Origin of the sequence: Yersinia proxima (assembly GCF_902170785.1) — a bacterium.
Lineage (GTDB): Bacteria > Pseudomonadota > Gammaproteobacteria > Enterobacterales > Enterobacteriaceae > Yersinia > Yersinia proxima.
Map to the genome: position 1 here is coordinate 528,599 of NZ_CABHYG010000017.1, position 13,237 is coordinate 541,835.

The following is a 13,237-nucleotide window of genomic DNA, read 5'->3' on the forward strand; positions in this document are numbered from 1 at the left end:
TGTGTAAAAATAAAATCCAATAAAAAAACCAAATCAACTTACTAAGAATCAATAGATAAAGACCAACGTTATCGATAGCAAATTAACGGCCGAGATTTTCACACCAGAGTATGTATATAATCAATTAACCTATTAAGTACACTTGAATGTGACCTTGATTTGTAGAAATATAATTTATTTTCATCTTGAAAGTTTGTTAAGTCTATAAAATCTAATTTTGAGTCACCATTAAAATTATCCATAATGGAGTCTGTGATACAGATATATCTGCCAGAATAGATGAAATTCAAACAACAAGCCAGGTTATCCACCTGCCTCACATTGACTTTACTATATTGTTTTTTAACACATTCCTCCAGATATTTGACAAATTTACTTCTATATAACATAGGATTACACAGCCAAATGTTATTATGAAGAATGTTTATAATATCAGGACTTTCATTAATTATGTCTTTTCTACCATAAATACCAAATCCACTGTCCGGAACTTCATTCAATAGTATAAATCTGTCACTGCTGACTTTTTCAGACGAAAGGATAAGTGAGTTTCCATCATAGTCTCCAATCTCATCAATATTTTCATAATGAAACTTTATTATATTAGCCTGGATATTGTTCTTCTCAGCCACTCTATATAAATTCGTCAACTTTTCACTTTTCCCCCAGTCGTAATAAATGTTGATGATATTGGAAACGTGACCTGTGAGATGTTTTTTGGTGATTTCTTTTTCTTGTTGATATAAATCTTTTAGATCATTATATAAAACCTCGCCATCCCGCGTTAAACTCATGCCAAACTTTTCTCGTTTAAATAATTTTTTTCCTATTATGCTCTCAAAGTCTTTTATCGACTTCGCAACAGGCGGTGTAGTCCTGTTCATCACTCTTGCAGCCTTACTCAACGAACCATTCTCTACTACGGCCATAAAGGCCTCCAACTTACGAGATAGAAACATAATTCACCAATCCTTTGCTTTGCGTCAAAAACTATCAGAAAAAAAGACAAGCATGCCTACGTATATAATGCCAACTGTAGATATTGTTTATATATGTAATGAAAAAAATACCAGTGAATTTAAAATAATTTAGAAATATATAATAATAAGTTATTATCGCGTAGGCACTAACGACGTAAAGTTGCATGTTTTGCAATCAAAGTTTTGGCGATTTCGTGTATTACCGCCTTAACAGTGGAAATATTTTTAACAGAGTTCGCAATGTAGATCTATGATATCAAATGACTATTTTTTATTCTTCTCGTGATAAAATCGGTTACCTCGTTCTAATAGAAAAAAATAAAAATGCCTGTAATATTTGTCACCAAAAAATTGAAGTGAGTTTCTGTTTATAAAGGATGACTTAAATCATTTGTACCAAGAGAGTAATCAAGACACACTAATAGATATTTATAATGTTTCAATCACGAAAGATTGAAACTTATTTTCCTGTCAAAAAAAAACAGGATACTCTATAATTTATGGTTTTATGTTAAAGGCGACATTAAATATAGATAATACATCCAATACAACGTCTAATTAACAACCTATGACATCACGATAGCTCGTGATAAATATAAAAATATTCATATGTTATTTTGAGTTTTGTTGACAAACAATAATCCTTATTATCTATTTCCATTATGCTCTATTATTTATTCTTTTGTTGTACATTACATTTCCATTCGACATCTGCTAATATTCGACATCATTTCTAGCGAATATACGGTGCTGACCATGAAGTTTGTCTCTTTTAATATCAATGGCCTACGTGCTCGACCTCATCAGTTGGCTGCAATAATCGAACAACATCAACCGGATGTTATCGGGCTTCAAGAAACAAAAGTCCATGATGATATGTTCCCGCTTGAAGAGGTCAGTCAGCATGGTTATCACGTCTTTTATCATGGGCAGAAAGGGCATTATGGTGTTGCACTACTAACCAAGAATGAACCTTTAGCGGTTCGTCGCGGCTTCCCCACAGATGAAGAAGATGCGCAGCGCCGTATTATCATGGCCGATATTGCCACGCCACAAGGCCCTTTAACGGTCATTAATGGTTATTTCCCTCAAGGAGAAAGCCGCGACCATCCCATTAAGTTTCCCGCCAAAGAACGTTTTTATGCTGACTTACAGCAGTATTTAGAGCAGCAACTTTCAGCTGATGCTCAGGTGCTAATTATGGGCGATTTAAATATCAGCCCAACCGACCTCGATATTGGTATTGGCGAAGATAGCCGTAAGCGCTGGCTGCGTACCGGTAAATGCTCATTCTTGCCTGAAGAACGCGCATGGTTAGAGCGCCTGCAAAATTGGGGATTGGTAGATACATTCCGTGCAGCAAACCCGGATTGTAATGACCAATTTTCATGGTTTGACTACCGTTCGCGTGGTTTTGACGAGAATAGAGGCTTGCGCATAGATTTATTACTGGCAAGCCAACCTCTGGCCGCGCGCTGTATTGCTACTGGTATCGATTACGATATTAGAAGTATGGAAAAACCCTCGGATCACGCCCCGGTCTGGTCTGAATTCGCACTCTAATCATATTTTAGCTTGCGGCCGCCCTATTTACCTATAGGGCAACTTTTTGACACTACAAATAAACGTTGTAATCGGGCAAATAGAAAATGATTGATGTCGTTGCGGCAATAATAGAGAGAGATGGTAAGATTTTATTGGCGCAGCGGGATCCACATCGCGATCAGGCCGGTTTGTGGGAGTTCCCTGGGGGCAAAGTCGAAGCTGGAGAGAGTCAACCGCAAGCATTGATGCGCGAACTTGCCGAAGAATTAAATATTGACGCAATAATAGGTCGATATATTGCCACCAATCAATGGGACTCGCAGCAACGTATCATCCGATTGCATGCCTGGCATATTGAAAACTTCATTGGTGAGCCAGTATTACATTGTCACTCGGCTCTGGCATGGTTAACGCCAGAGGATGCTTACCACTATCCTCTGGCTCCCGCTGACATCCCGTTATTAGATGCTTTTATCGAACAAAAACGTTAATCGATTATCGGGTTAATCTTTTCCAGATAAGTGGATTAGTTCCAACTACGTTGGGATCACGCACACATTGCAAAACTTCACCTTCAACTCGTAATACGGCACCTTCCGAGTAATTTTGATTTTGGTAAATACAACAGCGTGTGCAGGAATTATTGTTGGTATTGCGATTTGATGAGTTATTCCACACCTCGGGAGGTAAAGGAACGACAACATCAACATTATTCCGATTTGCCAAAACCTGACCGGAAATAAGTGTGGCAAAACCAATACATCCCAGCATTACCCATGTTCTCATGACTTATTCTCCTTGGTTTTGGATGGTGTTTTCTTGCGCTTCTTTATCGCCCCAGTCGGGGCTGTTGGCAACCCGCGAAAAACCTGAGGTGAACGATTTTGTTTTGCCTGATTAATTAAATCCTGCAATGTGGCCACCAGCGGTTGCATAAAATCCTGATAGCGACAGTTTTTCTCACTGATTTGTGTCAGTGTTGATTCCCAGTGCGCCGTCATATCAGGTCGCGCTGCGATATCCGGTAGTGCATGAATCAATGCTCTTCCCGCCGGACTGGCATGAATGTAACGGCCTTTTTTATACAAAAAAGTCCGTTTAAACAATAACTCAATAATACCGGCTCGTGTTGCTTCGGTCCCCAAACCATCGGTTGCACGTAGCACTTTCTTCAGTTCTTTATCTTGCACAAAACGTGCAATACCCGTCATGGCTGATAATAAACTCGCATCGGTAAATGGCCGGGGCGGTTGAGTCTGACGCTCCACAACCTCACCACGCTCACACAACAATTCTGCCCCCTTCTCAACCACAGGCAGTGGTGCGCCTTCATTCTCTTCATCCCGCTCTTTACTACCGAGCAAGGTGCGCCAACCCGCTTCGGCCAGAAAACGGGCTTTAGCGATAAACTTACCCCCTGCAATATCCAGCTCAATAACACATTTACGGAACTGCGCGTCAGGACAAAATTGCATCAGATATTGCTGCGCGACTAATCGATAAACTTTGCTCTCATCGGCTGTCAGATTCACTTTACTGGCCCGTGCCGTCGGAATAATGGCGTGGTGGGCATCGACTTTTTTATCATCCCAACAGCGGTTGCTCCTATCACTGTCCATCACATCCAGCGGCAAAAGATCGGCCTGATGGATACTAATGGCATTGAGTACCGAATGACGCCCGGCGAAATGCTCTTCTGGTAGATATCGGCAATCCGAACGCGGATACGTAATCAATTTGTGCGTTTCATACAATCGTTGGCAAATATCCAGCACTTGCTGTGCACTTAATCCGAACCGTTTTGCGGCCTCAATCTGCAAGGTAGAAAGAGAGAACGGCAAAGGAGCAGTTTCTGATTCCCGTTTATCATTATAGGAGGTGACAAAAGCAGGTTGACCCGTGATACGGTTTACAACATGTTCTGCCAATGGGCGATGCAACAAACGCCCCTCTTCATCTTGATAGGATTCACAAGAATCACTCGGCTGCCATAGTGCGATAAAGCGCTCGTCGGCAGGCGTGACGATATGAGCCTTAACTTCAAAAAAATCTTTGGCAACAAAATCTTCTATTTCTTCATCACGGCGTACTACCAGCCCTAATACGGGGGTTTGTACGCGGCCGACGGACAACACACCATCATAGCCAGCATTACGCCCAAGAATGGTATAGGCACGAGTCATATTGATGCCATACAGCCAGTCGGCTCTGGCTCGCGCCAGTGCAGAAACACATAGCGGGATAAATTCTCGGTTATAGCGCAACCGCTCCACGGCGCGCTCAACCGCTTGCGGGTTTAAGTCATTAATCAAACAACGCCGCACATTTTGCCGTTTCTCTGCCGCCAAATCGAGGTAATCCAATACCTCGTCAACCAAAAGTTGCCCTTCACGATCAGGGTCTCCTGCATGAATAACTTCATCAGCTTGTTGTAACAACTGTTTGATAACATTTAATTGTTTACTGACTGAAGGACGAGGTTGTAACTGCCATTTTTCAGGAATTATCGGTAAATCGGCCAATGACCAACGCGCATAGCGGCTATCGTAAGCATCAGGTTGAGCTTGTTCCAACAAGTGGCCCACACACCAGGTCACCATGTTGTCACTACCACAGGCGATGAATCCATCACCCCGGCGATGCGGCTTTGGCAAGATATCGGCTATCGCCCGTGCCAGGCTCGGTTTTTCGGCAATAAAAAGTCGCATCATTCACCGCGCTGACACATCAAATAAAAAGACAGCAAAGAAAAGGTCATTCTATTATCTCAATCAAAGCTCGGTTGTCATCTGGTACATTGAGTTCACCAATGGCACTGAGCGTCATGCCATGTTGAGCGGCTATTTCCTGCACTTGCGCCTCGGCATCCGGTAAAACAGCTAACAGCAAGCCCCCTGATGTCTGCGGGTCGCAGAGTAAACTCTTCTGCAAATCGGACATTTTGCCAATCAGATGACCATAGCTGTCAAAGTTGCGCCCCGTTCCGCCCGGAACACAACCTGCAGCAATATACTCTTCTACTGCGGGTAACCGAGGGATAGACGAAAAATGTAATGTAGCCTGCACACCCGACCCCTGACAAATCTCACTGAGATGCCCCAGCAGCCCGAACCCGGTCACATCAGTCATGGCTGTGACCCCCGGAATATGCGCAAAGTCAGCACCAGACTTATTCAGTTGACACATTGTTTCCGTAGCAACACCTTGGTGCTCTGGCCGTAATAGACTCTTCTTCTCAGCGGTAGTGAGAATACCAATGCCCAGCGGTTTGGTGAGAAACAGTTTGCAGCCCGCTTTAGCTGCACTGTTTTTCTTAACCTGATCAGTGCTAACGATACCCGTAACGGCCAAACCAAAAATCGGCTCCGGCGCATCAATAGAATGCCCCCCAGCTAACGAAATCCCCGCTTGTTGGCAAACATATCTGCCGCCTTCGATAACTTGCCGGGCGACTTCAGGTGCCAGTTTATCAATTGGCCACCCCAATATCGCAATGGCCATAATCGGCTTACCGCCCATGGCATAAATATCACTGATAGCATTGGTGGCAGCAATGCGTCCAAAGTCGAAAGGATCATCAACGATCGGCATAAAAAAGTCGGTGGTACTGATAATACCGACACCACTGCCAATATCATAAACGGCTGCATCATCACGGGTTTCATTGCCTACCAGCAGGCGAGGATCAAGAAACTTTTGTTGCTCAGAATGTAAAATTTTATCCAATACTTTGGGCGAAATTTTGCAACCGCAGCCCGCTCCGTGGCTGTATTGAGTAAGACGTATCGCTGGCGATGTCATAACACTCTCCCGTCTGATGATTCAGTAATAAGCCGTTTAAAGATATATATACCCTAAATAATTCGAGTTACAGGAAGGCGGCAAGCGAGAGAACCCGATGAGCTTACATGAGTAAATGATTCGGGTAATTGAACATAGCCAACACACATGGAACTTGAAGTATGACGGGTATATGCATCCAAGGCACCTATGGTAGCGTCTCTAGCTTAGCTTAGTAAGTAGAGAGCGGTATTCGGGCAGATAGGTTGGTCACAAAGCAGGCGAAAACGCAGCTTGTTGCCGATAAAAGCAACAGGCTGCGTAGTATCGTGTAAAAAATAGCCGCTATCTCTCAGAAATAACGAACAAAAGTCGAGTGATCGGGTGGTGTCACTTTGGTCGCTGATTTCAGCTGTGGTGTCCCAAGATACAGGAAACCGACAATTTCATCTTGTTCACGGCAGGCAAAACCGTCACGGACAACCGGATGATGTGTCCAGGAACCGGTGCGCCAAATACCATTAAATCCCTGAGCCAGTGCCGCCATTTGCATAGCTTGCACCGCACAACCGGCAGAAACAACTTGCTCCCAGTTAGGGACTTTAGGATTTTCTGTAACATGAGCGATGACAGTAATAATCAAAGGCGCACGGAAAGGTGCCTGTTTCGCTTTCTCCAACACAGCTTCATCAGAACCATCGTGCTTGACCGCATCCTGTAGCAATTGGCTAAAACGTTGCAGCCCCTCATCTTGAATTAAAACAAAGCGCCATGGCTGCAATGTGCCATGATCCGGAGCGCGCATTCCTGCGTGAATAATATGGTCTAATGCTTCGCCTGCTGGGGCTGGAGCAGCTAAGCGCGACGCTGAACGGCGATTAAGTAACAGTTCCAATGCATCCATCATTTTCTCCTGATAACGATTTTCATTTTCAACACGGTAGCATAAGTTGTCGTTTTGTTGCCAGTGTTGGCCTATTAGCAAAGTTTCTCGATGATTTAAAGCTGACTTTTGTTCGTCAGGTCATTAGGATAACGATACTTGCCCGGTTTTGTTGGAGATAACATGCGCACTTTGTGGCGAATTATTGCTGGCTTTTTCAAGTGGACCTGGCGTCTGCTGAATTTTGCCAGAGAGTTTATTCTTAATCTTTTCCTGATACTGCTGATTTTGGTCGGCGTCGGTATTTACCTTCAGTTCCAAAGCAAACCGGCAGAACCGGTTAAAGGCGCACTGTTAGTGAATTTAAGCGGTGTCGTTGTCGATCAACCTGCGGTAAATAATAAATTGCGCCAATGGGGACGTGAGTTATTAGGGGCATCCAGCAATCGCCTACAGGAAAACTCCCTGTTTGATATTGTAGAAACCATTCGGTTGGCAAAAGCTGACAATAATATTACCGGTCTGGTGTTATCACTGAGCGACTTTACTGGTGCTGACCAACCTTCTCTACAATATATTGGCAAAGCGCTGCGGGAATTCCGTGATAGCGGTAAACCCATTTACGCGATTGGCGAAAGCTATAATCAAACTCAGTACTACTTAGCCAGCTTTGCCAATAAGATCTACCTGTCACCGCAAGGGACTGTCGCTCTGCATGGTTTTGCTAGCAATAATCTGTACTACAAATCACTATTGGAAAAACTCAAAGTCACCACCAATATCTTCCGCGTCGGCACCTATAAATCTGCTGTCGAACCGATGATTCGTGATGATATGTCCCCTGCCGCACGTGAGGCGGACACTCGCTGGATTGGTGGTTTATGGCAAAACTATTTGACAGCTGTTGCGGCTAATCGGCAATTAACCCCAGAACAATTGTTCCCAGGGGCGGCAGGCGTTGTCAGTGGATTGCAGGCCGCAGGTGGCTCTCAAGCGCAATATGCCCTGTCGAGCAAACTGGTCGATCAATTAGCCACACGCCCAGAAATGGAAAATGAGTTGGTTAAAGCCTTCGGCTGGGATAAGAAGAATAACGACTTCAACTATGTCAGCATTTATGACTACCAACCGACTCCAACTCCACAGCAAGGTGGACAGATAGCAGTGCTCTTTGCTAATGGTGCCATCATGGATGGGCCACAAACGCCAGGAAATGTGGGGGGTGATGCTTTAGCCGCCCAAATTCGTCAGGCGCGGTTAGATCCGAAAATCAAAGCCGTAATCTTGCGGGTCAACAGCCCAGGTGGCAGCGTCAGCGCCTCGGAACTGATCCGCTCTGAGCTGGCAGCATTACGGGCGGCTAATAAACCATTGGTGGTATCAATGGGCGGAATGGCAGCATCAGGCGGCTATTGGATCTCAACGCCGGCCAACTACATCATTGCCAACCCAAGTACCCTAACTGGCTCGATCGGTATTTTCGGTGTGATTAATACGTTCCAAAATACCCTGGAAAGTATCGGAGTACATACCGATGGTGTCGCAACATCGCCGCTGGCGAATGTTTCTGTGACCAAAGATTTGCCACCTGAGTTTTCTCAAATGATGCAAATCAATATCGAAAATGGCTACAAAACCTTTATTGATTTGGTGGCAACCGCTCGCCATAAAACACCAGAGCAAGTTGACCAAATAGCCCAAGGCCATGTTTGGATTGGAATGGATGCCAAAAATAACGGTTTGGTGGATCAACTGGGTGATTTTGACGATGCAGTTAAGAAAGTCGCTGAGCTGGCACAACTGAAAACCTGGCAACTGAATTGGTTTGTTGATGAACCAAGCCTCAGTGATTTGATTTTCGGCCAGATGAGTGCGTCAGTACAGGCGATGTTACCTACTGCGATTCAAGCCTGGTTGCCTGCACCAATATCTGCTGTGGCACAAGCGGTAAAAGATCAGCCCAACTTAATGAATACGCTCAATGACCCACAGAATCGTTATGCGTTATGCCTAACTTGCGGTGATGTACGCTAGTAAATTAAGCAAATAGTAGATAAATACTCTGCCCGGCACCTGTCGGGCTTTTTTTCCTCGCCAGTCGCCCTATAATTCAGCCATCTCATTTCGCACCACCTTTCAGGCATATTGCTCATGCAGAAGAAATCTATTTATGTCGCTTATACCGGCGGGACTATTGGTATGCAACGCTCGGATAACGGATACATTCCGGTTTCCGGCCATCTACAGCGCCAGCTTGCGCTTATGCCTGAGTTCCATCGCCCGGAAATGCCGGATTTTACTATCCATGAATATGCGCCATTAATTGACTCCTCGGATATGACACCTGAGGACTGGCAACATATCGCCAATGATATTCAGCAAAATTACGATTTATATGATGGCTTTGTGATTTTGCATGGCACCGACACCATGGCGTTTACCGCCTCAGCGCTCTCATTTATGTTGGAAAATTTAGCTAAACCGGTGATTGTCACTGGTTCGCAAATTCCCCTGGCAGAGTTGCGCTCTGATGGGCAAACCAACCTGCTGAATGCTCTCTATCTGGCCGCCAACCATCCGGTCAATGAAGTCAGTTTGTTCTTTAATAACAAACTGTTTCGCGGCAACCGAACCACTAAAGCCCATGCTGATGGGTTTGATGCATTTGCTTCACCCAATCTCTCGGTGCTGCTCGAAGCAGGTATTCATATTCGTCGGATGGCCTCAATCGAATCCCCTATCAATCGCGGCCCATTGATTGTGCATAACATCACCCCCCAGCCGATTGGTGTGGTAACTATCTATCCGGGTATCTCTGGTGCTGTTGTGCGTAACTTCTTGTTACAGCCAGTAAAAGCGCTTATTTTACGCTCCTATGGTGTCGGTAACGCACCACAAAAAGCCGAGTTATTGGATGAATTAAAAAATGCCAGTGAGCGCGGTATTGTGGTGGTGAATCTAACGCAATGTATTTCCGGCAGAGTCAATATGGACGGCTATGCCACCGGTAATGCATTGGCACATGCAGGGGTTATCAGCGGCTCTGATATGACTGTTGAAGCGGCGCTGACCAAACTGCACTATTTATTGAGCCAACCTTTATCTCCTGAAGAGATTCGCCGCTTGATGCAACAAAATCTGCGCGGTGAACTCACTGACACTAATCTATCTGATGGAGTGTGAATGAACGCAGCACTGCTCTTAATTGATTTACAAAATGATTTTTGCCCAGGTGGTGCGTTAGCGGTTGCCGAGGGCGACGCGGTAATTGCCATTGCGAATGAAGCTATTGCTACCTGCCTGGCTCACCAAATACCGGTTATCGCCAGCCAGGATTGGCACCCTGCAGAACATCGCAGTTTTGCTGTCAATTCAAATGCACAACCCTGGACGGTCGGTGATTTGGAGGGGTTAACCCAAGTGTGGTGGCCGGTGCATTGTGTTCAGAATTCAGTTGGAGCAGCTTTGCATCCAAAGTTGAATCAAGAAGTTATTACCCAGATTTTCCGTAAAGGTCAGGATCCGGATATCGACAGCTACAGTGCTTTTTTCGACAATGGACGGCGGGCAAAAACACAGCTGGATAATTGGCTACAACAACAAGGGATCAATTGCCTGTTCATTATGGGGTTAGCAACAGATTACTGTGTGAAATACACCGTGTTGGATGCATTGACATTAGGCTATAAAACATCTGTCATCAGGGAGGGGTGTCGTGGCGTCAATTTGCAACCACAAGACAGCCAACTGGCCCTTGATGCTATGAGTGAGGCCGGAGCTAACATACAGTCGCTGGCGCAATTTATTGCTGAAGTAAAGCAACTGACGGCTCGCTGATTCGATAAGATAAGCATCAACGGAGCCTCATCTGGCTCCGTTTTCCCTGTATCAAGCCTAAGTTGCTTGAACGATTATTCGGGCTTCAATTTAACCAGTGTCGGCTGACTGAATTGTTGCTTCAGCTCTTGCTTGGTTTTCATCACTATCTGGCCATCGGTGCCGATGCTCATATGTTGGGCATCTTCGTTATGGCGAGCCTGCCACAACATCACCATTTGCAGACTGTTCTCTTTCTGTTCAGGCGTCAATGCCACACCATCAGGCCATTTGCCTAACTCTACCGCCAGCATCAAACGTTGGTAGATTTCGGGCGTCATCACTGAAATCAGGTCTTCAAGCTCCATCAGAGCATCCTCAGTAAACGAATAATAAGCTGAATCGATTTTTCACTCATAAAATGGCCACAACAACCGGCATTTATCCGGGGATTTGTTCGCCATTTTGGTCATCAACAAAATTGAGTGAGGCCGAGTTCACGCAATAACGCTCCCCTGTTGGTTGCGGGCCATCAGGGAAGACATGCCCCAAATGCGCATCACAATGACCACAGCGAATTTCGACACGATGCATATTATGAGAATAATCATCGATATAGCGAATAGATTCAGCATCCAAAGGCTGATAGAAACTTGGCCAGCCACAGCCCGAATCAAACTTCGACTCTGAGATAAAAAGCGGCTGGTGGCAGCACAAGCATTGGTATACCCCTTCGCGCTTGTTATGCAGTAATTTGCCGCTAAAAGGCGCTTCCGTCCCCCGTTGTTGGGTGACATGCCGCTGAATATCGGTCAGTTTCTCAATATTTTCTGTAGGGTTCAGTTCTTTAGCCATTTGTGCGATTCTCTGGCAGGGAATAAAGTCAACGAAAACAACGTCTAATAATAACAAAAAATTAACAACAAAGCAGTTAAAATTGTCCTAAACTGTATGCCATCGAAGCGGCAACAGTATAAATGTGATAAAAATCGCAAATATTACTGATTCTCACTTTAAACTGAATAATTCGCCCCAATATAAAAATGAGGCTAATCGTATCTGGAAACGCGTGATTAATGTTCGATCTACCCTGTCTGGTTTGATTTGTAGCAATAATTGACACGATTCCGCTTGACGCTCGGTAAGGTTTTTGTAATTTTACAACCAACCTTTTATTCACTAACAAATAGCTGGTGGAATATATGACTATCAAAGTAGGTATCAACGGTTTTGGCCGTATCGGTCGCATTGTTTTCCGTGCTGCTCAGGAACGTTCTGACATCGAAATCGTTGCAATCAACGACCTGTTGGACGCTGATTACATGGCGTACATGCTGAAATACGACTCTACTCACGGTCGTTTTGACGGTACTGTAGAAGTAAAAGACGGCCACCTGGTTGTTAACGGTAAAACCATCCGTGTTACCGCAGAGAGAGATCCGGCTAACCTGAAGTGGAACGAAGTTGGGGTTGACGTTGTTGCTGAAGCAACTGGCCTGTTCCTGACCGACGAAACTGCACGTAAGCACATCGCTGCTGGCGCTAAGAAAGTGGTTCTGACTGGTCCGTCTAAAGATGACACCCCGATGTTCGTTATGGGCGTTAACCATAAAGAATACGCAGGTCAGGAAATCGTTTCTAACGCTTCTTGTACTACTAACTGCCTGGCTCCACTGGCTAAAGTTATCAACGACAAGTTCGGTATCGTTGAAGCGCTGATGACCACTGTGCATGCAACTACCGCTACTCAGAAAACTGTTGATGGCCCGTCTCACAAAGACTGGCGCGGCGGCCGCGGCGCATCCCAGAACATCATCCCTTCTTCTACCGGTGCTGCTAAAGCAGTAGGTAAAGTTATCCCAGCACTGAACGGCAAACTGACTGGTATGGCGTTCCGCGTTCCTACTCCTAACGTTTCAGTTGTTGACCTGACTGCACGTCTGGAAAAACCAGCTTCTTACAAAGAAATCTGTGCTGCTATCAAAGCGGCTTCAGAAGGCGAGCTGAAAGGCGTTCTGGGTTACACCGAAGACGACGTTGTTTCTACCGATTTCAACGGCGAAAAACTGACTTCAGTATTCGATGCTAAAGCTGGTATCGCACTGAATGACAACTTTGTGAAACTGGTTTCTTGGTACGATAACGAAACTGGCTACTCAAACAAAGTTCTGGACTTGATCTCTCACATCTCCAAATAATGGATTGATGTAGATTTCTGCCAAAAGCCACCCTT

13 protein-coding genes are annotated in these 13,237 nt (G+C 45.0%); 6 read left to right on the forward strand and 7 right to left on the reverse strand.

Annotated features, from left to right (window positions below; translation table 11 throughout):
• Positions 1-98 precede the first annotated feature (98 nt).
• Entirely contained in the window at positions 99-959 is an 861-nt protein-coding gene (ytxR, locus tag FTB31_RS18655) for a LysR family transcriptional regulator YtxR (RefSeq protein WP_050075541.1), read from the reverse strand.
• A 777-nt stretch (positions 960-1,736) separates the two neighbouring features.
• Here ytxR and xthA point away from each other — a divergent pair.
• Positions 1,737-2,543, forward strand: coding sequence for an exodeoxyribonuclease III (xthA, locus tag FTB31_RS18660; protein ID WP_050075540.1), 807 nt, complete (start codon positions 1,737-1,739; stop codon positions 2,541-2,543).
• Positions 2,544-2,629: 86 nt separating this feature from the next.
• Complete coding sequence (locus FTB31_RS18665) at positions 2,630-3,016, forward strand: pyrimidine (deoxy)nucleoside triphosphate diphosphatase (protein WP_077175374.1); 387 nt, start codon at positions 2,630-2,632, stop codon at positions 3,014-3,016.
• Between the two features lie 4 nt (positions 3,017-3,020).
• Here FTB31_RS18665 and FTB31_RS18670 read toward each other — a convergent pair whose 3' ends face one another.
• From FTB31_RS18670 to FTB31_RS18685, 4 genes are all read right to left on the reverse strand, one after another.
• Positions 3,021-3,311 carry a DUF1496 domain-containing protein gene (locus FTB31_RS18670; protein ID WP_050075538.1) on the reverse strand — a complete coding sequence of 97 codons (291 nt, stop codon included), beginning with the start codon at positions 3,309-3,311 and terminating at the stop codon, positions 3,021-3,023.
• Positions 3,308-5,233, reverse strand: coding sequence for a DNA topoisomerase III (locus FTB31_RS18675; RefSeq protein WP_227731687.1), 1,926 nt, complete (start codon positions 5,231-5,233; stop codon positions 3,308-3,310). The genes FTB31_RS18670 and FTB31_RS18675 overlap by 4 nt, the downstream gene beginning before the upstream one ends.
• Positions 5,234-5,279: 46 nt before the next feature.
• A complete protein-coding gene (gene selD, locus FTB31_RS18680; RefSeq protein WP_050075529.1) occupies positions 5,280-6,326 on the reverse strand; it encodes a selenide, water dikinase SelD in 1,047 nt (348 codons plus the stop codon).
• Positions 6,327-6,657: 331 nt separating this feature from the next.
• Entirely contained in the window at positions 6,658-7,209 is a 552-nt protein-coding gene (locus tag FTB31_RS18685; protein ID WP_050075528.1) for an NAD(P)H nitroreductase, read from the reverse strand.
• A 162-nt stretch (positions 7,210-7,371) separates the two neighbouring features.
• On the opposite strand from FTB31_RS18685, the gene sppA reads away from it, so the two are divergent.
• The 3 genes from sppA to pncA all read left to right on the forward strand — a co-directional run bounded on the left by sppA (position 7,372) and on the right by pncA (position 11,025).
• Positions 7,372-9,222 carry a signal peptide peptidase SppA gene (sppA, locus tag FTB31_RS18690; protein WP_227731688.1) on the forward strand — a complete coding sequence of 617 codons (1,851 nt, stop codon included), beginning with the start codon at positions 7,372-7,374 and terminating at the stop codon, positions 9,220-9,222.
• A 117-nt stretch (positions 9,223-9,339) separates the two neighbouring features.
• Positions 9,340-10,371 (forward strand): asparaginase, encoded by a 1,032-nt coding sequence (gene ansA, locus FTB31_RS18695; RefSeq protein ID WP_050075526.1) that lies wholly within the window; start codon positions 9,340-9,342, stop codon positions 10,369-10,371.
• Positions 10,372-11,025 carry a bifunctional nicotinamidase/pyrazinamidase gene (gene pncA / locus FTB31_RS18700; protein ID WP_050075525.1) on the forward strand — a complete coding sequence of 218 codons (654 nt, stop codon included), beginning with the start codon at positions 10,372-10,374 and terminating at the stop codon, positions 11,023-11,025.
• Positions 11,026-11,099: 74 nt separating this feature from the next.
• Here the strand turns inward: pncA and FTB31_RS18705 are convergent, their stop codons facing one another.
• Together FTB31_RS18705 and msrB are read right to left on the reverse strand one after the other, a co-directional pair.
• Positions 11,100-11,372, reverse strand: coding sequence for a YeaC family protein (locus FTB31_RS18705; protein ID WP_050075524.1), 273 nt, complete (start codon positions 11,370-11,372; stop codon positions 11,100-11,102).
• Between the two features lie 73 nt (positions 11,373-11,445).
• Entirely contained in the window at positions 11,446-11,859 is a 414-nt protein-coding gene (gene msrB / locus FTB31_RS18710) for a peptide-methionine (R)-S-oxide reductase MsrB (protein ID WP_050075523.1), read from the reverse strand.
• Between the two features lie 347 nt (positions 11,860-12,206).
• Between msrB and gapA the strand changes: the two genes are divergently transcribed.
• Positions 12,207-13,202 (forward strand): glyceraldehyde-3-phosphate dehydrogenase, encoded by a 996-nt coding sequence (gene gapA / locus FTB31_RS18715; RefSeq protein WP_050075522.1) that lies wholly within the window; start codon positions 12,207-12,209, stop codon positions 13,200-13,202.
• Positions 13,203-13,237 lie beyond the last annotated feature (35 nt).

Bases quoted from the DNA above. Each gene is read 5' to 3' on its own strand.
- msrB (WP_050075523.1), bottom strand. From the start codon at position 11,859: ATGGCTAAAGAACTGAACCCTACAGAAAATATTGAGAAACTGACCGAT.
- FTB31_RS18670 (WP_050075538.1), bottom strand. From the start codon at position 3,311: ATGAGAACATGGGTAATGCTGGGATGTATTGGTTTTGCCACACTTATT.
- ansA (WP_050075526.1), top strand. From the start codon at position 9,340: ATGCAGAAGAAATCTATTTATGTCGCTTATACCGGCGGGACTATTGGT.
- FTB31_RS18685 (WP_050075528.1), bottom strand. From the start codon at position 7,209: ATGGATGCATTGGAACTGTTACTTAATCGCCGTTCAGCGTCGCGCTTA.
- FTB31_RS18675 (WP_227731687.1), bottom strand. From the start codon at position 5,233: ATGCGACTTTTTATTGCCGAAAAACCGAGCCTGGCACGGGCGATAGCC.
- FTB31_RS18665 (WP_077175374.1), top strand. From the start codon at position 2,630: ATGATTGATGTCGTTGCGGCAATAATAGAGAGAGATGGTAAGATTTTA.
- pncA (WP_050075525.1), top strand. From the start codon at position 10,372: ATGAACGCAGCACTGCTCTTAATTGATTTACAAAATGATTTTTGCCCA.
- FTB31_RS18705 (WP_050075524.1), bottom strand. From the start codon at position 11,372: ATGGAGCTTGAAGACCTGATTTCAGTGATGACGCCCGAAATCTACCAA.
- sppA (WP_227731688.1), top strand. From the start codon at position 7,372: ATGCGCACTTTGTGGCGAATTATTGCTGGCTTTTTCAAGTGGACCTGG.
- selD (WP_050075529.1), bottom strand. From the start codon at position 6,326: ATGACATCGCCAGCGATACGTCTTACTCAATACAGCCACGGAGCGGGC.
- xthA (WP_050075540.1), top strand. From the start codon at position 1,737: ATGAAGTTTGTCTCTTTTAATATCAATGGCCTACGTGCTCGACCTCAT.
- gapA (WP_050075522.1), top strand. From the start codon at position 12,207: ATGACTATCAAAGTAGGTATCAACGGTTTTGGCCGTATCGGTCGCATT.
- ytxR (WP_050075541.1), bottom strand. From the start codon at position 959: ATGTTTCTATCTCGTAAGTTGGAGGCCTTTATGGCCGTAGTAGAGAAT.